General features: G+C 40.3%; 15 protein-coding genes, 1 tRNA gene and 1 pseudogene. 7 read left to right on the plus strand and 10 right to left on the minus strand.

Features of this window, described 5'->3' with window-relative positions; genetic code table 11:
• Positions 1 to 26: 26 nt before the first annotated feature.
• The 6 genes and pseudogenes from BuS5_RS06295 to BuS5_RS06320 all read right to left on the minus strand — a co-directional run.
• The gene (locus BuS5_RS06295; RefSeq protein ID WP_198012165.1) at positions 27 to 3,260 is read right to left on the minus strand and encodes an AsmA family protein; all 3,234 of its coding nucleotides are present in this window, start codon (positions 3,258 to 3,260) and stop codon (positions 27 to 29) included.
• Between the two features lie 181 nt (positions 3,261 to 3,441).
• Positions 3,442 to 4,380, minus strand: coding sequence for an ACP S-malonyltransferase (fabD, locus tag BuS5_RS06300; RefSeq protein WP_027352753.1), 939 nt, complete (start codon positions 4,378 to 4,380; stop codon positions 3,442 to 3,444).
• Positions 4,381 to 4,394: 14 nt separating this feature from the next.
• Positions 4,395 to 5,690, minus strand: a complete 1,296-nt coding sequence (gene hemA / locus BuS5_RS06305) for a glutamyl-tRNA reductase (RefSeq protein ID WP_157487292.1) — start codon at positions 5,688 to 5,690, stop codon at positions 4,395 to 4,397.
• 48 nt (positions 5,691 to 5,738) lie between these two features.
• Positions 5,739 to 6,560, minus strand: coding sequence for a c-type cytochrome biogenesis protein CcsB (ccsB, locus tag BuS5_RS06310; protein ID WP_027352755.1), 822 nt, complete (start codon positions 6,558 to 6,560; stop codon positions 5,739 to 5,741).
• A gap of 211 nt (positions 6,561 to 6,771) precedes the next feature.
• Entirely contained in the window at positions 6,772 to 7,062 is a 291-nt protein-coding gene (locus tag BuS5_RS20415) for a tyrosine-type recombinase/integrase (RefSeq protein ID WP_369707394.1), read from the minus strand.
• A gap of 564 nt (positions 7,063 to 7,626) precedes the next feature.
• A pseudogene (locus BuS5_RS06320) lies at positions 7,627 to 8,028 on the minus strand (ISNCY family transposase); the annotation flags it as partial.
• 311 nt (positions 8,029 to 8,339) lie between these two features.
• On the opposite strand from BuS5_RS06320, the gene BuS5_RS06325 reads away from it, so the two are divergent.
• A complete protein-coding gene (locus tag BuS5_RS06325; protein WP_027352756.1) occupies positions 8,340 to 8,882 on the plus strand; it encodes a hypothetical protein in 543 nt (180 codons plus the stop codon).
• A 181-nt stretch (positions 8,883 to 9,063) separates the two neighbouring features.
• Complete coding sequence (locus BuS5_RS06330) at positions 9,064 to 9,753, plus strand: Fic family protein (protein ID WP_035264125.1); 690 nt, start codon at positions 9,064 to 9,066, stop codon at positions 9,751 to 9,753.
• A 195-nt stretch (positions 9,754 to 9,948) separates the two neighbouring features.
• Here the strand turns inward: BuS5_RS06330 and BuS5_RS06335 are convergent, their stop codons facing one another.
• The 3 genes from BuS5_RS06335 to BuS5_RS06345 are packed head-to-tail and all read right to left on the minus strand — an operon-like array spanning position 9,949 to position 14,940.
• Positions 9,949 to 10,611 carry a site-2 protease family protein gene (locus tag BuS5_RS06335; protein WP_027352758.1) on the minus strand — a complete coding sequence of 221 codons (663 nt, stop codon included), beginning with the start codon at positions 10,609 to 10,611 and terminating at the stop codon, positions 9,949 to 9,951.
• Positions 10,601 to 13,258, minus strand: a complete 2,658-nt coding sequence (locus BuS5_RS06340) for a CBS domain-containing protein (protein ID WP_027352759.1) — start codon at positions 13,256 to 13,258, stop codon at positions 10,601 to 10,603. The genes BuS5_RS06335 and BuS5_RS06340 overlap by 11 nt, the downstream gene beginning before the upstream one ends.
• Positions 13,231 to 14,940, minus strand: a complete 1,710-nt coding sequence (locus tag BuS5_RS06345; RefSeq protein WP_027352760.1) for a carbon starvation CstA family protein — start codon at positions 14,938 to 14,940, stop codon at positions 13,231 to 13,233. Before BuS5_RS06345 ends, BuS5_RS06340 begins: the two co-directional genes overlap by 28 nt.
• A 395-nt stretch (positions 14,941 to 15,335) precedes the next feature.
• Between BuS5_RS06345 and purN the strand changes: the two genes are divergently transcribed.
• The 5 genes from purN to BuS5_RS06370 all read left to right on the plus strand — a co-directional run bounded on the left by purN (position 15,336) and on the right by BuS5_RS06370 (position 18,736).
• Complete coding sequence (gene purN, locus BuS5_RS06350; protein ID WP_051374526.1) at positions 15,336 to 16,130, plus strand: phosphoribosylglycinamide formyltransferase; 795 nt, start codon at positions 15,336 to 15,338, stop codon at positions 16,128 to 16,130.
• Positions 16,130 to 16,795, plus strand: a complete 666-nt coding sequence (locus tag BuS5_RS06355) for a YkgJ family cysteine cluster protein (RefSeq protein ID WP_027352762.1) — start codon at positions 16,130 to 16,132, stop codon at positions 16,793 to 16,795. Before purN ends, BuS5_RS06355 begins: the two co-directional genes overlap by 1 nt.
• Before the next feature lie 48 nt (positions 16,796 to 16,843).
• A tRNA-Pro gene (locus BuS5_RS06360) sits at positions 16,844 to 16,920 on the plus strand.
• A gap of 11 nt (positions 16,921 to 16,931) precedes the next feature.
• The gene (locus BuS5_RS06365; protein ID WP_051374527.1) at positions 16,932 to 17,501 is read left to right on the plus strand and encodes a CAAX prenyl protease-related protein; all 570 of its coding nucleotides are present in this window, start codon (positions 16,932 to 16,934) and stop codon (positions 17,499 to 17,501) included.
• A gap of 395 nt (positions 17,502 to 17,896) precedes the next feature.
• Complete coding sequence (locus tag BuS5_RS06370) at positions 17,897 to 18,736, plus strand: hypothetical protein (protein ID WP_027352763.1); 840 nt, start codon at positions 17,897 to 17,899, stop codon at positions 18,734 to 18,736.
• Positions 18,737 to 18,760: 24 nt separating this feature from the next.
• On the opposite strand, the gene hrpA is transcribed toward BuS5_RS06370, so the two are convergent.
• A complete protein-coding gene (gene hrpA / locus BuS5_RS06375) occupies positions 18,761 to 22,792 on the minus strand; it encodes an ATP-dependent RNA helicase HrpA (RefSeq protein WP_051374528.1) in 4,032 nt (1,343 codons plus the stop codon).
• Between the last annotated feature and the right edge of the window lie 22 nt (positions 22,793 to 22,814).

Below are 22,814 nucleotides of genomic sequence, written 5' to 3' on the forward strand. Positions count from 1 at the left end.
GCAAAAGGGGGTGTTTTGAAATTGGCTCAAGGGGCTGGGTTTTTTTCTGAAACATCCTTCTTTAATTTTGGCACATCCCGCAACAAGCGCCCCGGAGTTAGAAATGTACGCTTTACAAAACCGAATATGCTGGCCGGCCAATGCTGAAACGGTATATATTTTATTTCGGGTTTGGATCGACTGCCCTGAACATTAAGGTAAAAGGTTATTATTGATTTCTCTTTTCCTGCCAGAACATAACCTACAACGGGAATTTTGTTTATCAGCATGTCTATAGTTCCCAAGGGTGAAATTACCAAATTTAAATTTATTTTATCATTATTCAAATTAAGATACCCGTTCCCTGCCATATTAAATATGGGGCTTTGCATGACGAGATTATCGGTCTTCAGAACTCCGTCTTCTATATCCAGGTTCCCCTTAATACTATTAAAATTAAAACCCTTTTCTGAAAATTCAGACGGTTTTTTATCGACTATATTATTAAGACTCAAAAAATTGAGTGTTTTGAAAAAAATATTAGAATGTTTGATAACCCCATCTTCTAACAGCAGATTGAAATTTCCTTTAAGATTGGATATAATTTCTTTTTCATCAAATTTTTTTATACTCAAATATCCTTCGGTTGAAAGATCAGCGCCTGCAACATCAATATCTTTTAATATATCAAGGCCTTGAATTATATTCTCTATCGGGTGTTTATCCAGTTTCACGTAGATATTAAAAATCGATTCAGGCTTGGCACCTGATTTCATGTGTCCTGTTATTTTTAGATTGCCCGTCGCGCTTTTGATATCGCAGTTTGCAATAGAAAATATAGCATCCCGGAAAGAGATTGCGGCCGACAGCCGGTTGTAGTCAATCTGTTTCCAAGAGCCCTGGTTTGATTTAATATTAAGACTTAAATCCGAGTTTTTTATAAAGCCGGAAAGGTCTTTTCTTTTATTTTTTCCGCATTTATTGTCTGTGCCGGCAATTAAACCGGCAAGATCCAGATATTCGGCTTCTATATTGATTTCTCCTTTAATACCGTTCCATCCTTGCAGGGTACTATCATAAAAGGAGACTGAACTATTGCCCAGCATACTCTCAAAAGAAGATATTAATATTTCCTGCCCTGAAAATTCAGCCTTAAAATTGCAAGCTTGAATATCAAAAGGAAGATTACAGGCTGAGAATGAAATATCAGAAGCCTCGCATTTTCCGAATATTTGAGTTTTTGATAAGTTTGAAATAGATTTTTTTATTTCTGTGCTGCATTTTATTGTGCCTGTCGGCGGTTTCTCAAATCCATTAAAAAGAAACCTGACGTCTTTAAGCTGCAGAGGGTCTGCCATCACCTTAAGATAGATGGTGTCCATATCTTGCAAATCAAAAGAACCTGACAGGGCGATGGATGTTTTGCCGGGATTAGCACTGATTTTATTAACTATAATCTTTTGCCCCGGAATAATATCCAGATTAAAAGATATCTTTTGTCCGGGTTTGGGATTAACATTTGAAAAATCGGATTCATACTTTTCAACACCTTCGGGATCTATCTCACCCTTACAGGACCATACCCCGTCATCTTTCCACTTAATTGATGCCCGCCCGGGTATAATATCGTTAAAATCTATTATTTCATTATACCCTTTAGTTGTTTTTTGTAAGATCTCATCAATATCAGCGCTGAATGATATATCGACGTTCCCCTTTTTAAATATACCGGCGCCTTGCCCTGAAAGAATAAAACCGGATTTGCCCAGCATGCCTTTAGCGTAAAAAATATTCTTTTGATTATCTTCGAGGTGGAAAACAGCTTCAGTAATGAGCAGGGGGAGTTTAAGCTCGGAAGCGGTTATTGAACAGTCCTTTAATTTGAAGACGCTTTTTTTTAATTTAAGGCTCTTCCTGCCCCGGATATGCTCGCATCTCAATTCAGCATCAACCTTACCGGAAAGAGATGTAATTTTTTGGATATGGGTTTCAATATGTTCCGGTAGCGGAGCGGTTTCTGTCTGCTGTTTGATATCCTCGATATTGCATTGGGCTTTAAGATAATAATTAAACAGAGCATTTTTGGAATAAATGTTGTCGATCTTCATACTTCCGGCATTAACAACTGAAGCGCCGAATATACCCTTTGCGCCAGACACAGCCAGACTGCCGTCCTTTATTACAAGATGGCCTGAAACGCCGGTATATGGCAGTGCAGCTTTATCTGTAATGATTTTCAAATTTTTTAATGAAAGTTCCAGCAAAAGACATTTTGAGTTTTCATGCTTGTTTAAATGGGCCAGCCGGCTGAAACTTCCTTGAAGGGCAAAAAGATCGCATCTAACCTCGCCTTTTTTAAAACATGGGTACAGAGTCTCTTCCAGCCAGTGAGATACAAGTGGGGTAGGGAAGACTTCCTTAAAGGATGCCAGCGGCATAAATGGAGATCTGACCTTAAGGTCGAGATAAGGATCTAACATATTGTGCAGATCGAACATTGCGCTTGCGTGCAGGGTATAATTGTTTGCCTCTATATTAAATGACGAAATATTGAATATGTTTTTGATATAATTGGCCTTAAAATCGACGGTCGCTTCAGGAAGAGAATATTCTTTAACCCCCTTTGCTTTATCTACCAGAAAACATAGATTATCCAAAAGCAGCCGGCCATTAATAAATATTGAACCAGAGCGCATAATTTGTAAATCGATTTTAGCGTCAGCTGTTCCTTTTTTTACAGGCAATGAACGCGGGATCGGGGCCCATCCTAATGGCAGCTCCTTTATTTTTAGTGCCAATGCAGCCATTGTCTCTTTATTGCCGGATCGGTCCAGGTCGATTTCCCCTTTTGTGAAAAAACAGGATTTTTCTTTTTTGAATTCAATTCTTCCATACATGTCTACATCCAGGATATTTTTATTATGCTCCTGGGGTGAGAGCTGTAAAAATAGATTATCCAACTTAATATCCTGATTTTTTAAAACTATTGTAGCAGCGTTTATTGCCGCATAATCAATTTTGCCTAAAATTTTGAAAAGAGGGTATCGCATCAGCGCATCAAATTCGAGTTTGCGGGGAGTATGCCGGGATCCTGTTAATGAGAATTCAATCTCCGGTTTAAATAGCAAGAATTTTTTCGGAATAATCCTTCCCCTGATTATTCCTCCGGCATCCAATATAACGTAAAGGCTTGCAGCAGTCAGCTTTTCAGTACCCGATTTCTGTTTTGCAGAAAGATCATGAACAGTTGCTCTTAATCCCCCTGCAAAATCAAACTTCATATAACCCGCCTTAAGTTCGTATCCAATTGACGCTCCTAAACGAGCCAGCAGGTAATTTTGAACTGTACGATTTTGAATCAGAGCATTGAGTGCCAATGTGAAAACAAACAGGAGCACCAATAGTAATATTGGAAGGATAAAAAAGAATTTTATTTTTTTTGAAAACATCTGGTATGGATAATTACAAAACTTCGTTAAAAAAACGATCCACGGATTTCATATTGTTTACATTAAAAATTTTGCGGGGATAGTCTTTTGGCAAGATTTTTTTTAATAGACCTGCCAGCACTTTGCCGGGTCCTGCTTCAACAAAAATTTCAACTTGTTCTTCAATCAGTCTTTGGATTGTATCGTACCATTTAACCGGGCTGCAGAGCTGTTTAGCCATGATAGATAAAATTTCAGCGGGATCATTCCCAAAATCACCGGTCACGTTCAGGATGAGGGGGCTTGCAGGTTTATTAAACGAAAACCTGTTAAGAAAATCGGCAAATTCGTTTTCCGCTCCTTTTATCAACTCACTGTGCCAGGCGCCGCTAACTTTTAAAGGTATGGCTCGGGCCCCTTTTTCAGATACAATCAAGCCGACCTTCCCAACCTGATCCGGGGATCCGGTAATTACTATCTGTTTTTCAGTATTATGGTTTGCCACAGCAACAATTCCTTCCTGCCGGACCTCTGCAACGATCCTGGATAGCTCATCAATTGAAAGGCCTATTATGGCGCTCATGGCACCTTTATTTTTTACGGCCTCTCTATGCATAAGCTTTCCACGCTGATAAACAAGCCTTATGGTATCTTCCCGGTTAATAACTCCGGAAGAACAAAGAGCGCTATATTCTCCTAAACTGTGACCTGCTGACACAAAAGGTTTTATCCCCTCTTTCTCCATTATTGTCAAACAGACAAGATTTACTGCGGTTACAGCCGGTTGAAGATTAACCGTTGCTGTAAGATCCTCCATCGGCCCTTTAAAGCATAAACGGGAAATATTGATTTTGGTTATTTCTTCGGTCATGTCAAAAATTTCTCTGACAAAATCGTACTCATTGTAAAATTCTTGTCCCATTCCTACGGATTGCGATCCCTGGCCCGGGAAAAGGAAAGCTATTTTTTTCAAAACAATTCACCTCATTAGGAATCTAAATTAAATAGTTTTTTTGTTATATCAATATATATTGAATGATCACCTTTGCATCCATTTCGTTTTAAAAAAAGAGTCGGCTCATGCAAAATTTTATTAATCAGGGAATTTGTCATTGTGTGGATGGCATTTTTTTCATCCAAGGAGAGGCCGTTTAATGATTTAAGGGTTTTTTTTACTTCAGCTTCGGCAAGCAAATCAAATTTTTTTCTCAATGCAACAATAGTAGGCACTACTTCAAGACTTTCACGCCACTTGCGGAAGTTTATGACGGCCTCGTCCACGATCCTTTCGCCTTTCACAGATTCTTTATTCCGATTTTCGATGTTTTCATCTATAACACCCTGCAAGTCATCAATATCATAGACATATGCATTGTTAAGGCGGTTTATTTCCGGCTCAATGTCTCTTGGCACTGCAATATCGATAAAGAAGAGAGGGCGATTTTTCCTGGTACGCATAACCGCTTTTACCTGATCACGTGTTATTATGAAATTTTTTGACCCGGTTGAACTGATAATTATGTCTGCAGACTTTAAATATTCTGTAATTTCATCAAGCTTTACTGCATAACCGTTGAATCTATTGGCCAGCTCCACACCTTTTTCAAAAGTTCTGTTGGCCACAATAATATCGCCGGCCTTGTTGCGAATAAGATGTTCCACAGCTAGCTCCGCCATTTCTCCGGCGCCCACAAGAAGTGTCTTTTTTCCGTTTAGACGGCCGAATATTTTTTTGCATAATTCAATGGCGGCATAGCTTATAGATACGGCATTATCCCCGATGCCTGTCTCGGTACGGATACGTTTTGCCACAAAAAAGGCTCTGTGCATAAGCCTGTTCAATATAACTCCGGAAGTTTTTTTTTGGGTGGAGGTATAATAGGCCTCCTTGACCTGTCCGAGTATCTGCGGTTCGCCTACCATCATGGAATCGAGACTTGCGGCAACCCTGAAAATATGCCTTACCGCCTTATCTCCCTCATGCACATAGAGTGATTCATCAAATAATTCGAGCGGGATCTGCTTTAATTCCGATATAAATTTTTTGATATTGCCAATGGCTTCAGATTTATTGTGCGCCACAATTAAAGTCTCGACCCTGTTACAGGTAGAAATAATAGTTATTTCCCCGATACCAGGTTTATTGCTTAGAACCTCAAGCGCATGTAGAATCTCCTCTTGCGAGAATGCGATACGTTCTCTTAATTCTACCGGGGCTGTCTTATGGTTTAATCCTGCTAAAAAAATTTCAGTTTTTTGTATATTTGTTTCTATTTCACTCAAGCAAAGTGCTCCTAATAGGCTGGAAGTTTATCGAGCCTCCCGGCCCTTTTACCACTTGGTAAATTCTTCGTGATGCCCGCCTAAAATAAAGTTAACCCCAAAAAAGGTAAATAAAACGGCAGCGAATCCTATAATTGCCATTATTGCCGCTTTTCGTCCACGCCATCCTGCTGCCAGGCGCTCATGCAGTAAGGCCGCATACAAAAGCCATGTAATGACCGACCATACTTCTTTGGGATCCCAGCTCCAAAATTTGCCCCACACCAACTTTGCATATATAAGTCCTGTAACAAGGCCGATGGTAATGAGGGTGAATCCTGATACAATACAAGTATATCCTGCGCTGTCGAGCAGCTCCAGGGAAGGAAGCCGCCTGAAAAAAAAGCCTCTTTTTTTTGTTTTTATGGCATGTTCCTGTATGAGGTACAAAATACCTGTCCCGCAGGCCATTGCTAATAATGCATCGCCGCAAAGGATGATAATAACATGGCAAACCAGCCATAAATTGTTGGAAATATTTTTTATCTCTCCAGTGCCTCCCGGAATGAAAGATGCGGCAATGGCAACAGATGCAATAAGGGGGGCGGCATAAACACCAAGTATTTTAATATTAAACTTGTGATGCAATATAATAAAGATTCCCGAGGCAGCCCATCCTGCCAAAAAAAGAGTTTCCCGAAGGTTCTGCGCAGGGATATGGCCTGATTTTATATAACCGATGCAGATAATTATACAGTTGAGTAAAAAACCTGCCGAGATAAAAAAAAAGCCACATTTTTGCATATAATCCTTTTGTAAAAAAAGATATCCAACATAGCCGGCCGCGCTGAGCAAGTAAAAAAGAATAGTAAATATAATTACAAGATCCATTCAACGTATCCTAAATCTGTGCGCCTACTTGGGAAAGTTCCGCATTATTTATAACAATACATTTTTATTGAAACCCATCTTGAAAAATATAACATCCTTAATCGATATTTGCAATAATTCACGCCGTTTTTGTGTAATAGGGGGATGTTAGGGCTCACTGAGCTGCATAACTGACAGCGCAGGCATTATGTGTTTAACTATTCAGTGTTCTCTACGTCCTCCACAGATCAAGAGGGCTTTTCGCTTCTTTTTTGGTCGTGGATTTAACTGTGTGGGTATAAATCATGGTTGTCCGGATATCACTATGTCCCAAAAGCTTTTGAATAGTGCGAATGTCAAAATTGGCTTCCAGCAAATGGCCGGCATAACTATGCCGAAAAGTGTGTGCTGTCGCCCTTTTGGTTAATTTTGCTTTTCTCACGGCTTTTTTAATAGCTTTTTGAACGTGAGATTCATGCAGGTAATATCGCCTGTTTTCTTTTGTCTCTGGAACAAAGGTCAGGGTTTTTGCAGGGAAAAATCATTGCCAGATAAATTCCTTGCCGGCATGTTTATATTTTTTTTCCAAACGATTAAACATAAATGCACCATTGTAATTATAAGCAAGATCTGTTTTGTGCAAATGAGCTACTTTTTCCATATGTGCCTTAAGCTCTGAAACCAGTACTTCAGGAATTGGGAGAGTTCTGTTCCTTGAAGATTTTCAGAGTCTAAATTCTGAAAATTATATTTATGACAAAAATCCAAATAATATCTGGCATCCTTCATGTTTCAGTTTACATTTATTTTGTATAAAAAAACTGGATTTCACCGCGGAGAACGCAGAGTGCGCTGAGATTATTACATTAAAAAATTAAGCAGTTCCTCTGCGCTTTCTGCGTCCTCTGCGGTGAAAATATCGGTTTTAACATGGGAAAAAGTGTTAACTACTTTTACGCCTCAGTGAAAGACGCCTAATATCTCAACCATTTCAAGTAATATTTAGACATCCTTCATTAAGGGCCAAAAGTAGTTTACACTTTTCGAAAATGATATTTGATTTTATTAACTATTTACTGAATTATAATAAATTTGATGGAGTAAACATGGAAATATTGTCTTTTAATGTTTGTAAAGCATATTTGTAATCTGCATTCATTTTTCCATGCCCAAGCATTTGACGCAATTTGCCGTGGTTATTGGCCATTTCAAGAAGTTTGTCATAATCCCAATTGCAATTTAATCTTAATGTCCCAAGCACAAATATTTTCCATAAATCCATACCCTTGCGCCCATTCTTTGGATTAACGTTTTCAGGAATAATTCCTTTTAAGGCATCAAAAACCTGATCCCTGATTTCACGGTTACACCAGATAGATTGCAAGCCCCGAAGAAGTTTTGGAATTTCATCCCGTGAATGTGGATCAAACTGAATATTAGCAATAGCCGTTTCTCCAAATTTTATTTGCATATCGATAACTTTTCGCATATATTTCCACCGAAGTTTTACTTTTTTTTATGACCTGTTAAAAGAAAGCAATGCTCAAACATTAAGAACATTAGTTATGATATCAATAAGATTGATATCATAACTGAAGTAAAAAGTAATTTTATGCGAAAACTTCGTTGACCATTAAATAGCTAAGTGGTTGTTTTTTAGTAATAAAAATATTTTCGTTCAGACACTACTTAATAGAAATTATTGAGGCCGACACATTAGAGCCTCCAGTACCGGATGGCTTAGGTAATTTATCTTCAGCGCAACAAGCTTTTGTCAGGTATTTAGAAATCAACCAAGCAATGATAGCAGTTGCATCTCAGAATAGTTCTGAGATTCAGGATAAATCTCATTTTGAGACTTATATTGAACAATTATCTTCAGTCGAGCAACATGATTATTTAATACACTTGAGTCGAGGAGAAAAAAATCTATCGGCACTTTTGAATAAGCGTCTTCAGGAATTTGCCTATCAGGAGTCGCAACATCAAGAACATGAAAACATTAATAGAAGAACAATCTCAGCTCTAATTGAGTCTTCAAAAATTTGGCAAGACAACAAAGAAAAAGAGGAGCAACAAGAAGCAAAACTTGCGCGCCAACGAGAGCTAGAAAAATTTGCTCCAAAGAAAAATATAGTCTGGAATGAAATCGAGAGTTTGATTGAAGAAAAAAAAGCTACATCCTATGCAGATGCTATTGACCACTTAAAAAATCTTCGTGATTTAGCTGAATATCAAGGTGAACTCGAAAAATTTACAGACCGACTTGCAAATATAAAACAAACTTATTCTAACCGCCCCGCCTTAATCAGGCGAATGCGAGAAGCAAAATTGATTTTATAAGGGAAAAGAATCCTCAATCCACAGAGGATTAGGGGGACGAGGGATTAGGTGGACATTCCCTGGTAAATTGATATGTCGATTAAATCCTGGAGGTTATGGGACGTTTAAGCAATCAATATATCAAGGAACGTCCCTCTGGCGTGTTTGAAATCTTATGTAATATAAATAGTCGGTGAGCATAATGAAAGAAACTCGTTGGAATATGAAACCAAACAAAGCAAAAGCAATAATGCTTGCTAAGCGTCAATTAGCTGAATTTGTATGTGATGCAGTGAACTTGGAGGGGATTAATTTTACCCTGCCGGAAATTCAAACATTATTGGATGGAATTACAGTTGGCGGACATAGAGTAACTGACCAGCAAATAGCACTGAATCAAGCTGATACATGGCGGACGTTATTTGAGTTAATAGAAAAAAATCAGTTTGAGATCACTCTTGAAAAAGTCTGTGCTCTTCATCTAATAGCTGCTAAGGACGAAGCTTTGGAGTGGGGAAAATTTAGATCCGGCGGGGTTACTATTGCGGGAACAGGCTATATGCCGCCACAGGCAGATTCGTTGCCGGAGTTGTTTGAAAAAATGGTGGATGAGGCATCCAAGATATCAGACATTTATGATCGAGCCATCCATTTGTTTCTTATAATGGCAAGATGTCAATTTTTTTATGATGTCAATAAACGTATGGGGCGTTTTATCATGAATGGGCTTCTGTTAAGTTGCGGATACCCTGCTATTAATCTTCCGGCGAAGAGACAACTAGAGTTTAATCAATTGATGCTCACTTTTTACGAAACTGGGGATCAGAAACAGATGAATACCTTTCTACGTTCTTGCTTAGACGAAAAAGTTATAAAAATCATGAAAGAATAATGATTTATATAACATCACAATATCAAAAATATGAGATCTGCCTTAAAAATCGCCACAGAATTTAACATATACGCCTATGATGCCTATTTTTTAGAATGCGCTGATAACCTTCGAAGTCCATTACCCTCGACCGTAGCATGAAACGGATTGCCAGGGAAATGGGGATTACAATCAGGAGTGGGCTATGCTGTAATTCTATCTGCCGAGCAGCAGGTCAATTAACGGTATTAGAAAAAAAGATATAAAACGGTTAAATGCGTCCGTCATAAGCAGCAACAATATGATCAGCATACCGAATCTTTCAATTTTGGCAAAATACATTTCCATTTCGGAAGGGAGCAATGCGGAGAGAATCCTGCTGCCGTCCAGCGGGGGAATCGGTATTAGGTTGAAAACCGCCAGGACAGAGTTGATCATAACGCTGTATGCGAGCAGATAATAGAGATCAAGCAGCAGAGATCCAAAAAAAAAATTATACCATAATGGTTGTATGCTTGACATGATTTGAAAGAATATTCCGGCGAATACCGCTAAACAGATATTTGCCGCAACTCCTGCTGAAGCAACATATATAATATCTTTTTTGAAATAACCTATTTTGTTAAAGTTGACCGGAACAGGTTTGGCATATCCAAAAAGAAAGGGAGAACCGGAAACAGCCAGAATTAACGGGAGAATACAGGAACCGAAAAGATCCAGATGTTTGATCGGGTTCAATGTGAGCCTGCCCGCGAGTTTTGCGGTGTTGTCACCCAGTCTGTACGCTACAAAACCATGAGCCACTTCATGAATGGTCACGGCAAAAAGAAGCGCTGCAATTTTTAAAACCAGCTGATTAAAATCGGGATTATGAAACATAGTTGCTTAAAAATTCAAGTTCCTCTTTACGTGTTTTGACAATACCGTTTAATTTTGCATCAAAAACAGCCTGAAGTATCTTTTTGAACAGGGGCCCCGGTTTCAGACCGATATTTATGAGATCTTTGCCCGTTATCGAAATTTTGATATACTTGAGTTTGGTAAAATAGCCGGAAATAGCCTTTTGGATCCTTTCCTCTCTTGCAGATGCCATCATATAGAGTATCAGTTCCGTTCTCAACGGTGAAAGCTGATTATACAGCATGCTGTTTGAGATTACCCTGTTTTTTTCCAAAAGGGAAAGGGAACTTTCAGCATATATGCGTTTTTTGGATAAAAAAGTATTTAATTCCGGCGGAAGTTCAAGCTTTTTGCATATTTCATCTGATACATACTGATTCGAACGTCTGATTAAAGCCAGAAAATAGACCGCCCATTGCATATATGATTCTTCAAGATACAGGAGGTCATACCAGGATAATACATTGTTGATAGAGTTTAAAAGCTCGACGGTTTCCTGATTCAATTTTATAGTCTTATGGATTACCTTTAAAAGGTCATATTCGGCAAGCCTTTTTATTGCCGGCCTGGGATCGTCTTCTTGAAGGATTTGCCGCAGTTCCGAAAATACTCTCTTGCCGCTGAGGCGTTTAAAAATATCCATTTTAACTGCATTCTCTATAAGGTTGGAGGTAAGCTTGCCTATGGTAAAGCCGTAACGCTGTTCAAATCTTATGGCACGGAAGACCCGAGTCGGATCTTCTACAAAGCTCAAATTATGAAGCACTCTTACAGTTTTATCCTTAATATCCCTTTGACCTGAAAAAAAATCTATCAATGTTCCGAATTTGTCGGGACTAAGTTGAATGGTAAGCGTATTGATTGTAAAATCACGCCGGAAGAGATCCAGCTTTATAGAACTCATTTCAACCGTTGGCATAGCTGCCGGAAATTTATAGTATTCAAGCCTTGCAGACGCCACATCTATCTTAAAACCATCGGGGTGTGTTATTATTGCAGTGCCAAATTTTTTATAATAATGAACACGCCCACCAACTAACTTTGAGTATTGTTTTGCAAATGCAATGCCGTCACCTTCTATAACAATATCGATATCTTCATTTTTTTTATATAAAAAAAGATCTCGTACAAATCCTCCCACGACAAAGGCTTTGCAGCCTGTTTTATCAACTACCCGTCCTATGGTCTCAAGTATATCGAGGATACGTTCAGGAAGTCTCTCCCGCATAAATTTAACAACATTTCTTGTTCTTGCGTTAACATCAATTTTTCCAGGCAATTGATCGGTTTTATTTATTGAATTTTTTACCAGGATATCAAGAAGATTTGTGCGTGTAATAACTCCTTTGATTATATCATGGTCAACAACAGGAAGAATCCGCTGCTTGTTGTCTATTATTTTTTCCTGAATTTTCGCCAGATCGGCATCAGAGTCGACAATGGCGATTTCAGTTGTAGTATAATCCGCAACCGGCGCTTGTCCCAGCTTATGAAACAAGGCTTTTTCAATAACCTGGCGGGATATGAAACCGACAAGATTATTCAGGCGGGTTTTTATAGGGCTGCCTTTTGTAACCAGGAGAGCGTTTACATTATAACGGGTAAGCAGATCGTTGGCATCCTGACAGGAGATATCCGCATCAATGGTAATAGGAGGCGATGACATAATATTTTTTGCCATCATTAGCGGCTTTACATTTTTGTACAGAAGTTCAAACAACTGGTGTTCAATCTGTGATATGGTTTTGTCGCGAATAGTTGCGGCAGCCGCATAAGCATGGCCTCCTCCGCCAATTAGAGCCAGGATAGAACCCACATCTACTTCCGACAGTCTGCTTCTTGCCACAACGTATATTTTATTTTCCATTTGAACGATTGCAATAATCACATCCAGCCTTTCCATATTCATCATTTTTTGAACCAGAAAGGCAATATCAGGTATATACGTATCTGTTATAACAGACGAGATAACGATATCGATGCCGTTAATATCATTATGCAATGCGGCCTGTATCAGATCGTTGAGCAATCCTACCTGCTCGGAGTTTATCTCCCTTGCTATCATTTGTGATACAATATTCAGATTTGCTCCCCTGGATATAAGGAAAGCAGCGGCCAAAAAATCTTTTTCAGTTGTCGATGAATATGTAAAAGAACCTGTATCCTCATATATTCCCAGGGACATTACCGTGGCTTCATCCGCTGATATGTCTATTCCTTTATTTTTTATTATTTCCGTGAGTATGGCCACAGCGGAGCCTGTTAACTCCAGAACCTCGTAATCGCCCTTAATATCATTCGGCATGGGAGGATGATGATCATATATATGTATTTGCACCTCTTTTTTTTCAGCAATCACGGCCAAATCACCGATCCTGCCGGGCTGTCTCGTATCCACAAGGACCAGACGTTCTATCCGGTCAACATCAATGCTTTTTATATCCGCCATGTTAAAAAGATATCCCATGGACTGGATAAAAAAATTTCTGAGATTTTTTTCATTAAACCTTGGAAAGACCAAAAGAGAACCCGGGTAGAGTTTTTGGGCGGCAAGCATAGATGCCATAGCATCATAATCTGCATTAATATGGGTTGTGATTATTGTAAGCTTTTTATTCTTTTCCATATAATCAAACCTTCAATAATCAGCCAGACCTGGAGGGCAAAAATAAAAATTCCTATAAAAAAAAGGAGCCAGTTTCCGGTAAGAAAAAAATTATTTAAATTAAGAGTCAGAGCCCAGCACGTAATAACAATCATAAATATCATTGGGAGGAATGTATAAACAGCCCTGATCCTTTGTTTAGCCAGATAAATGGTTATTATCATCAAAGAAAGAGATGCCAGGAGCTGATTTACGGAACCGAAAAGAGGCCAAAGTTTTAGAGCGCCCTTGCCTGTTCCGTCATAAAAAGCCAGCAAACCGGCTGTAATTACGGCAAAAGCAGTCCCGACCTGACGTTTTGCCAGAAATTTAAAATTATACGAGCATGCCAGTTCAACAACTACATACCTCTGTATACGGGTTGCCGTATCTATGGTAGTGGAAGCAAATGAGACAACAAAAACACTCATAATTGCAATAGCTATGTCGTGTGGTATGCCGCAGGCTTGAATTATGTTGCCGGAACCGTAAATAAAAGCTCCGAGTTTTGACCCGAGTCCGCTTGCAGCTTCCCAGCTTGAATAGTGATGTATGAAAGCCGCCTTCCCGATTAACATTTCCCCGCCGCTTCCGGGCAGCCCAAGGCCGATGCCTGCTGAGATTGCAATAATTACAAGGGTGGCCAAAGTTCCTTCCATAAGCAAGCTGCCATATCCTATGAACTGGGCATCAGCTTCACTGGCACACTGTTTGGATGTTGTGCCTGAACTTACAAGAGAGTGAAATCCGGAAATAGCGCCGCAAGCAATTATAACAAAGATAAACGGTAGAATCGGCGGCGCACCTTTAACAGAAAAGTTGGTAGCCGGAGCTACTACAGAAGGATGAGCTATTAATATACCCAAACAGAGTAAAGCCATTGCAATCAAGAGCTGATGTGAATTAATGAAATCTCTTGGCTGCATAAGAGTCTGCACCGGCAGGCTTGAGGCAAGCCAGGAGCTGAACAGAAGAACAATGATAATCCATGCGATCAGTTCGGATTCAGCGCTTATGCCGAAGATGGCTTTTAGATTAACAGGGCAATATACGCCTGCGATTACAGTTAAATACATGATGATAACGGCAATTATACTTGGCCAGAATATATCGATCCCTTTTTTATAGACAATATGCCCGAGGCAAACAGCTATAATTATTTCAAACCAGACCGGTATCACTGCAACCGGGTACATGGTAAAAAGTATCGCCATAATCAGTCCGAAAACGGCTATTACTATCAAAATAGCAAAGAATATGATCAGCAGGAAAAGAATTCGTGATCTCGCGTTGATAACATCACCTGTAATATCTCCTATGGATCTTCCCTTTGCCCTTAGTGAGATTATAAGCGCGCCAAAGTCATGCACAGCACCGAAAAATATGGCTCCGAAGAAAATCCAGATAACAGCCGGAACCCATCCCCAGATTATTGCGATGGCAGGGCCTACAATAGGCCCCAGGCCGGCAATTGATGTAAAGTGGTGCCCGAACAGGATTTCTTTTTTGGTGGGTACAAAGTCAAAGTTATCCTGGAATGCGGTGCTGGGACATACAGCATCAGGATTAATGTTGAAAATTTTTCGCGCCAGGAATTTGCCATAAGTATGGTAAGCCAATAAATAACCGCCCATGACAAGCCCTGCCAGTACCAGTGAGTTCATCTCATAACTCCTTGAGCCATATTATCATATTGAAAAAAGGCTTAACTTTGTAGTATATCCGGTTTATATAAAATGTAAAACAGAATTTATTTTTTTTGGCAGGGGAACTGCATTTAGCTGGATTGTGCCATAATACCGCTGCATGGATAAAATTATTTTGGATCGTGTGAACTCGTATATAAAAGTTTGTAAAGAAAAAACAGAGGCAAAAATTTAAACCAGGTTAAAGGTATTGCAATATATGTAAAATTAAAAAATGCTGATAATAAACCTGTTTTTTCTTAACAAGCTCTAACATACTCAAACAGCACACGTTCCAAAATAATTCCATCCATTCCGCTTTGTTACGGTTTTCCAAATGCGGTTGCCCTGTCCTTTTTGGGGAGGCCGAATATATGAATAAAAAAATCAGCATAGGAGCGCTTGTATCAGGAGGCGGAACAAATCTTCAGGCAATTATTGATTCGTGTGAATCAGGCGCTATAAACGGCAGTGTTGTATTTATCGGTTCCGATAATCCGGATGCATACGGGCTTGAAAGAGGAAAAAAACATAATATCCCAACCTTTGTTGTAGATTACAGATCAATTATCAAGGATTATAAGAATAACCCGGAAAAATTTCATCTCCCCGCAGATTTCGATCAGGATGAAATTATGGCAAAGCAGAATATATTTTCAGATGATGACCCTCAAATTATCGAGTTTTTTTTGGCCACAAGAGCTGCAGCGGAAGCGAAACTTATAGAAAATATGAAGCGCTATTCTTTTGATCTGCTTATACTTGCAGGTTTTATGAGAAATCTGACACCCTATTTTATTGACCGGATTAATATTGAACCCGAAAAACCTCGAATAATGAATATCCATCCGGCTCTGCTGCCTGCTTTTCCGGGGGTGGACGGATATGGAGACACGTTCAGGTACGGATGCAAAGTAGGAGGGTGTACGGTGCATTTTATTGACTACGGCGAAGACTCCGGGCCTATTATCGGGCAGCGAGCTTTCCGGATTACAGGGAATGACACTCTCGATTCGATTAAAAAAAAGGGCCTGGAACTTGAATGGGAGCTTTATTCTGAATGTATAAAGCTGTTTGCCGAGGATCGACTAAGGGCAAAAAGTGGCCGGGTCTTTATTCTTGACAGAGCTTTTAGTAACGGGTGCTGTTTGAAACAGCAGGTGGTTTGATGACAAAAATAATAAGTGAAAATTCGGAAATTGACAAGTGCAGGCGTTGCGGTACATGCTGTAAAAAAGGCGGACCTTCTTTACATATGGAAGATAGGGAGTTGGTCGAAGGCGGCATAATACCTTTAAAGCACCTTTTTACAATCAGGAAAGGGGAGCCCGCAAACGATAATATCAGGAGATCAATACAACCTGCTGATACGGATATAATTAAAATCAAGGGACAAAACAATACCCTGGTATGTAGATTTTTTAACCCGGAAGATAATATTTGTAAAATATATGAACACAGAGCTTTAGAATGCAGGGTCTTGAAATGCTGGGATACGGAAGAGATTGAACGTATATATTCCAAAAACCGTCTTGTCAGAAAAGATTTAATATCCGGGGTTGCCGGGTTGTGGGATCTGGTTGAAGAGCATCAGCGCCGATGCTCTTATGAAATAATACAAAATTTTATAAACCGTGATAAGAGCGATAAAAAAACCGACTCTATGAAAGGGCTTATTGAAATTATTAACTATGATATGCACTTCAGGCATTTAATTATAGATCGGGGCGGAGTGGATCCGGAAATGCTCGATTTTCTCTTCGGCAGGCCGCTTGCTGACACCATGAGGATGTTTGGGTTTGAAAATAATTTTCATCGGAATTTGCATTTATGAAGTCGTTGCTTGACATAATAAAAGCAAGTTGTTAATTAAGCAAGCAGTCGGGGCGTAGCGCAGTCTGGTAGCGCACTTGAATGGGGTTCAAGGGGTCGGAAGTTCAAATCTTCTCGCCCCGACCACAAAAATATATATGTTAAAAATTTTAAAAAGGCCTTGGTTTCCTTATGTTTTCCCCTTTGCCCTGTTTTTAATTCTGACTGAGCTGGCTCGTCTTTTTCCATCCTGTACCCACATTCTGTATATCGGCAGAACCGTTATTGTCGGACTCCTGCTCTGGTTTTGGAGGCATGAGTATAAACCAGATTTTGCTCCAAAACTTTCATTCTTTGAATATTTGACAGCCATCTTGATTGGTCTCTTGGTGTTGCTCATCTGGATTTTGCCGGAAGAATATCTCCCCCAGTTCGGCAAGCATACCGGCTTTAACCCCTATGCCTTCGGCTGGTCCCATGCGGCCGTGATAAGCTTGATTGCCGTGCGCATTATCGGCGCGGCAGTGGTTGTCCCGATTATGGAAGAACTTTTTTGGCGTTCTTTTTTATTGCGCTATCTTATTAATCAGGATTTTCGCGCTGTCCCCCCGGGCATTTTTACCTGGTTTTCATTTATAGGCGTGGCCATACTTTTTGGATTAGAGCATCATCGTGTATTTGTAGGGATTGCAGCCGGTGTTATTTACAATTTATTGATGATCCGTTAGAAAAAACTGGGGGGCTGTATTGCAGCCCACGCAATAACCAACCTCGGATTAGGAATTTATGTTCTGTATACGGAAAGCTGGATGTTCTGGTAGGATATTTAGCGCTTGAACGAAAACTAAAAACAGATACTATTTCGGATATTTAAACATTATTCAAGAAACGAAGATTTTCGAAAAGCTGTTAGCATTTAGCCGTTAGCTATTGACTCAAGGAACTATCTGTTTGATTTTAACAGTTAACAGTTAACAGTTAACAGCTAACAGCTAACAGCTAATGGCTCAAAAACTTCAATTTGAAAAATACCCTTAACCTACCGGAAATATAATAATTTTAGCTTTTCGTTCAAGCGCTATTTAAGCTGGCTTAGGGCGCCCAATTTTTAAAGAGATAAATTATGAAAAAATTTTTTTATGCGGGATCGGCGGTTTTGTTGGTTTTGATCATAGGGGCAGTTATACTTTACAGCATGCTGGGAAGCATTGTCCGCTCAGGTGTTGAAACTATAGGCCCTAAAGCCACGGGCGGTGATGTCCAACTGGCAGACGTGGATATCAGCCTTCTCTCCGGGCAGGCAGCCATAGGAGGCTTTGTTATCGGCAATCCACCGGGTTTCAGTTCCAAAAGTGCTTTTGAACTCGGACAGTTCAGCGTAAAGGTTGATACGTGCACGGTTATTAGTGACGTTGTAGTGGTAAGAAATATTTTGATAGATGGCGCCAAAATAACATGGGAGGGTCTTGCCGGAGATAACCATAAGAAGATTATGGAAAATATTACAAAGTTTTCTAAGAGTGAAGGGTCGAAACAAGAAACGGTTGAAAAGGCAGGAGCGGAAGAAAAATCAAGTCCTGGGAAAAAGGTCATTATAGACGACTTTATATTTCAAAACAGCGCCGTCGATGTTGTCTTGGGCGGTCAGGAGGTGGCGAGCCTGAAGCTCCCGAATATCCATCTTACCGGAATCGGCCGCAATGAAGGCGGGGTAACCGTGGGGGAGGCAGTTGAACGCTATTATAACGAGATATTCAAGAGTCTCAAAGGCTGCGTGGCGGACAATCGCGAAATGCTGCTAAAAAATGTTGCGCAATTAAAGGCAAAGGGAGATGAACTTTTGAAGGAGGGAAAGGGGACTCTTGAAAAAAGCAAGGAAGCCCTTGAAAAAGGCGATATTGACAGCGCCGTAAAAGAAACTTTCAAATCCACAGACAAGCTTAAGGGCTTTTTTAACAAATAGACCATTTTTTTGCCAATGGGAAATCTATACCATTCGCTCTATTTCCCTGATCATTTTATCGAGCCTTTTTCTGGAAACCGGCACAATCGTTTTAAGCTCCTGGGCAAAGACAGACACCTTGTATTCTTCTATCAGCCAGAAAAATTCTTCAATTTTAGTCCGTTTTTCTTTTGTTGTGCCGGGAGATAATCCTTGAAGAAAAGAGTTAAGCCGCTCTCTATATTCGTTTACCAAGCCGGCTTTGGTCTTATCCTTTTCCAGATTTACCAGAGCCCGTTCCCCGCGAATGGAGAAAGCTTTAATATATCTTATAATATGGACAAGGCGGGCAGTCTCGTATAACTCCATGAAGTTCTCCGGCACGAGCCTTTCCATCTCTTCTCTTAATTCTTTTAAAAACAGCAAATATTTTTTGTTAAATCTTTGTCTCTTTTCTAATTCTGCCAGATTCAATAAAGTGTCATTATAAACAGACATCACGGGCAGACTTTGCTTCAGCAGTTCATCCCCTTTTTTTAAGATAAGCGGGCCAATCGATTCCGTATAAGAGTGGAATTCTTTTTTGGAGCGGATGTTTTTTTCAAAAAGCTTGCCAGTCACGCTTTGATAAAGTTTATTGTTTATCCGTCCGGTGCCTCCGAAATGTTTAGCTGATTGTTGCAGTTTTTCAGGAATTTTGATTCTTTTTTTCAGAAATTTCAGATCGTTGGAGAAAAACCCGGATAATAAAGCTGCAACCCCTTTTTTATGAGATTCAAGCGCGGCTTCTGCATTCCTGAAAATATGAAGGTTAATTTTTTTGCTGTTACCTGCTTCATCTACCTCAAGTCCCGGATATACAGCCCATTTTTTTCCGTTTGAATTATTAATTGAGATAGATTGGGGGAGGTCGGGGAAATCCCATTTTGTGATTCCTCTTCTTTCCCATATTTTTTTTAAGGATACGAGTTCCTTTGATTCTTTTTCCTTGCCTCTCTGCTGAACCTTCTCATATAAAAGGGCTTTATCTCTGCCGGATCTTATTTCTTTCCCGTTCTCATCCGTTATCGCAATCACGGCTTTAAGATGATCCGGCAGAGCATCGTCATTCCAGGCGGACGCAGGTATATCTATCGTAAAACGTTTATAAATAAATGAACTCAAAGCAGAGAAAAGCGATCCCTGGCCGTGGGGCATTTCATTGAGAATCATATCTACGGTATCTGCAACCGGAACCAGTTTTTTTCTATGTTTTTTGGGAAGGCTTTTGATAAGCGCTGAAATTTTTTCTTTAAAAAGACCGGGAACAAGCCAGTCTATACTGTCAATAGGTATGCCGGCCGTCAGAGTTGAGGGCACCTTGATGGTTACGCCGTCATCCGGATCCCCTATTTTGAAATTATAGGCGCATTGAAATTCTCTATTGCCCAAAGGAATATTATCGGGGTAAAGCGCCAGTTCCTCAGTATCAGGTTCATTGATTATAAGATCGCTCATCTCCATTCGCAAAAAACCATCATCCCCCTTTTTTTTGATGAGCCTTTCAAGGGACCTTATATCATAAATTCCTGCCAGTCTGTTTATGTAAAAGTTGAACATATCCTCCTCGCTTGCAAGAATATCTCGTCTGCGGAATTTATTTTCCATATCAGCAGCTTTTTCAATAAGCTCCAGGTTATGTTGCATAAAAGGCAATACTTTCTTTACATCTCCCTGCACAAGGGCGCTTTCGATAAAAATCCGGGCGGCCTCCCCGGGATCAATTCTGCCGTAGGATACAGGCCTTTGCGAAACGATTATAAGACCATACAGGCTTACCTGTTCAAAAGCGACAACTTCACCCCTGTTTCGTTCCCAGTGGGGTTGGTTGTAGGTATATTTACACTGTTTTTTTCCGGCTTCTTCCAGCCAGGCATTATCTATGTTGGCTGCTTTTCTGGCATAAAGCCTGGATGTTTCTATAAGTTCCGCAAACACAGTCCATTGTCCGGCCCTGTTAAACAGGCCCGAACCCGGAAAAATCATCACTTCCCGTCCTTTTGCGGCCTGATAAATGTTTTTTTCCTTTTTTAAGGCAATGTTGGAAAGAAAGCCGCTTAAAACCGCTTTGTGGATTTCAACATAAAGGGGGTGCCAGTCATTATCAGCGCTTTTGGAAACTGTTTTTGAAAGCTCAGCGCCCGATTTTTTGTTTCGCTTATATTCATTTATAATATCGGTAAGTTGATAATGGATATCGATCCATTCCCGCATCCGTTTATATGAAAGAAAATATTCCCGGCAGAATTTTTTTATCCTGTTTCCGGTTTTCACCTTTTTCCAGGTCTTATTATACATTTTCCAGATATTCAGAAGGGTAATAAAATCGGATAAAGGATCTATAAATTCCTTATGTTTTTTATCAGCCTCCTCAGCTTTGTCGGGGGGGCGTTCCCGGGGATCCTGGATGCTCAGGGCAGAAGCGATCACGGCCATCTCATCTAAACACCCGAATTTTGCAGCCTCAATCAATATCCTTGCAAGGCGCGGGTCAAGAGGTATATTTGCCATAAGTCGTCCATATTTTGTCAACCTGAAGCTCCCGGAAGAAGAATTGACCCTGGCCTCTTCCGGACCAAACCTGTTTTTTTTTGCTTTTCCCCGGGTTTGCAAGGGGACTATGGCTCCAAGCTCAGCCAGCAGGTTGAATCCGTCTTTTATGCTTTTAGACGCAGGCCGGTCTATAAAAGGGAATTTTTCTATATCTCCCAAATTAAGGGCCATCATTCTCAATATTACTTCAGCAAGGTTTGTCCTGAGAATCTCGGGTGGAGTATAAATAGGGCGTGAATTAAAATCCTGTTCCGAAAAAAGACGAATGCATATGCCGTTTTCCACACGGCCGCATCGTCCCTTTCTCTGCTCAGCGCTGCTTTGCGATACAGGCACAACCGGAAGCGAGGTTATTCTTGAGCCGGGCATATAATGTGATATCCGTGCCAGTCCTGTATCAATAACATATTTAACCCCCGGAATAGTAATCGAAGTTTCGGCAATATTGGTTGCAATAATTATCTTTCGCCCTGCTCCGCGCCTGAAGATCTTTTTCTGTTCCGCCGCAGGGAGGCGTGCATACAACGGGAGAACAACGACTCCTTTATATTTTCGGCCCTCTATGATGCGGCGTGCTTCATGAATATCATGCTCGGTCGGCATGAAAACCAGTAAGTCTCCGAAAGGACATTTCCTTTGCAGCTCATCGACAGCCAGCGCGGCCATCTCAACATGGGTAATATCATCAACCTGATCATGCTTGTCCGAGAAGTATCGTACCTCCACCGGATACATCCGCCCTGACACTTCAATAACAGGGGCATTATCAAAAGCTTTGGAAAATTTTTCAGTATCGATAGTCGCTGAGGTTATGATCAGCTTAAGGTCTTTTCTTTTTTTTAATAAAGTTTTTAAAAAACCGAGCACAAAGTCGATATTAAGACTTCTCTCATGGGCTTCGTCGATTATTAATGTGTCGTATTTATTTAAAAAAGGATCGCGCCGGGTTTCTGCCAGCAGAATTCCGTCGGTCATTATTTTTATAAATGAATTATCATCTGTTTTATCCTTAAATCTTATCTTGTAACCTACCAGGCCTCCGGCGGCAGGCTCTCCAAGTTCTTCTGCTATGCGTCCGGCCACGGTTATTGCGGCTATTCTCCGCGGCTGGGTGCAGCCTATGAGGCCGTTTATTCCGCGCCCGGCTGCCAGACAGAATTGTGGGATCTGGGTGGTTTTCCCGGAACCGGTTTCTCCTGAAATGATGATTATCCGGTTCTTGCTGATAGCCTCGATTATTTCATTTTTTTTTGGAAAAACAGGCAGATCACGGTTGAATAAAGGTTGGGGCAGATTATCCCGGCGCCATTTTTTTTTTATCGAAGCTTTCAGCAGTTTCCGGATCCCGGCAAGTTCCGTTTGAATCTTTTTTTCATTAAAACGCCTGATGTTGTTCAATCTCCGGCGTGCTTTGCTGCTGTCGGCGGGCATGGCGTCCGCCAAGAGGCGCTCTATTTTTTTAATATCATACAAAGGATTTAACAATTACCGTACCTTGAGTTTTCAT

The sequence above is a fragment of the Desulfosarcina sp. BuS5 genome (assembly GCF_028752835.1).
Lineage (GTDB): Bacteria > Desulfobacterota > Desulfobacteria > Desulfobacterales > BuS5 > BuS5.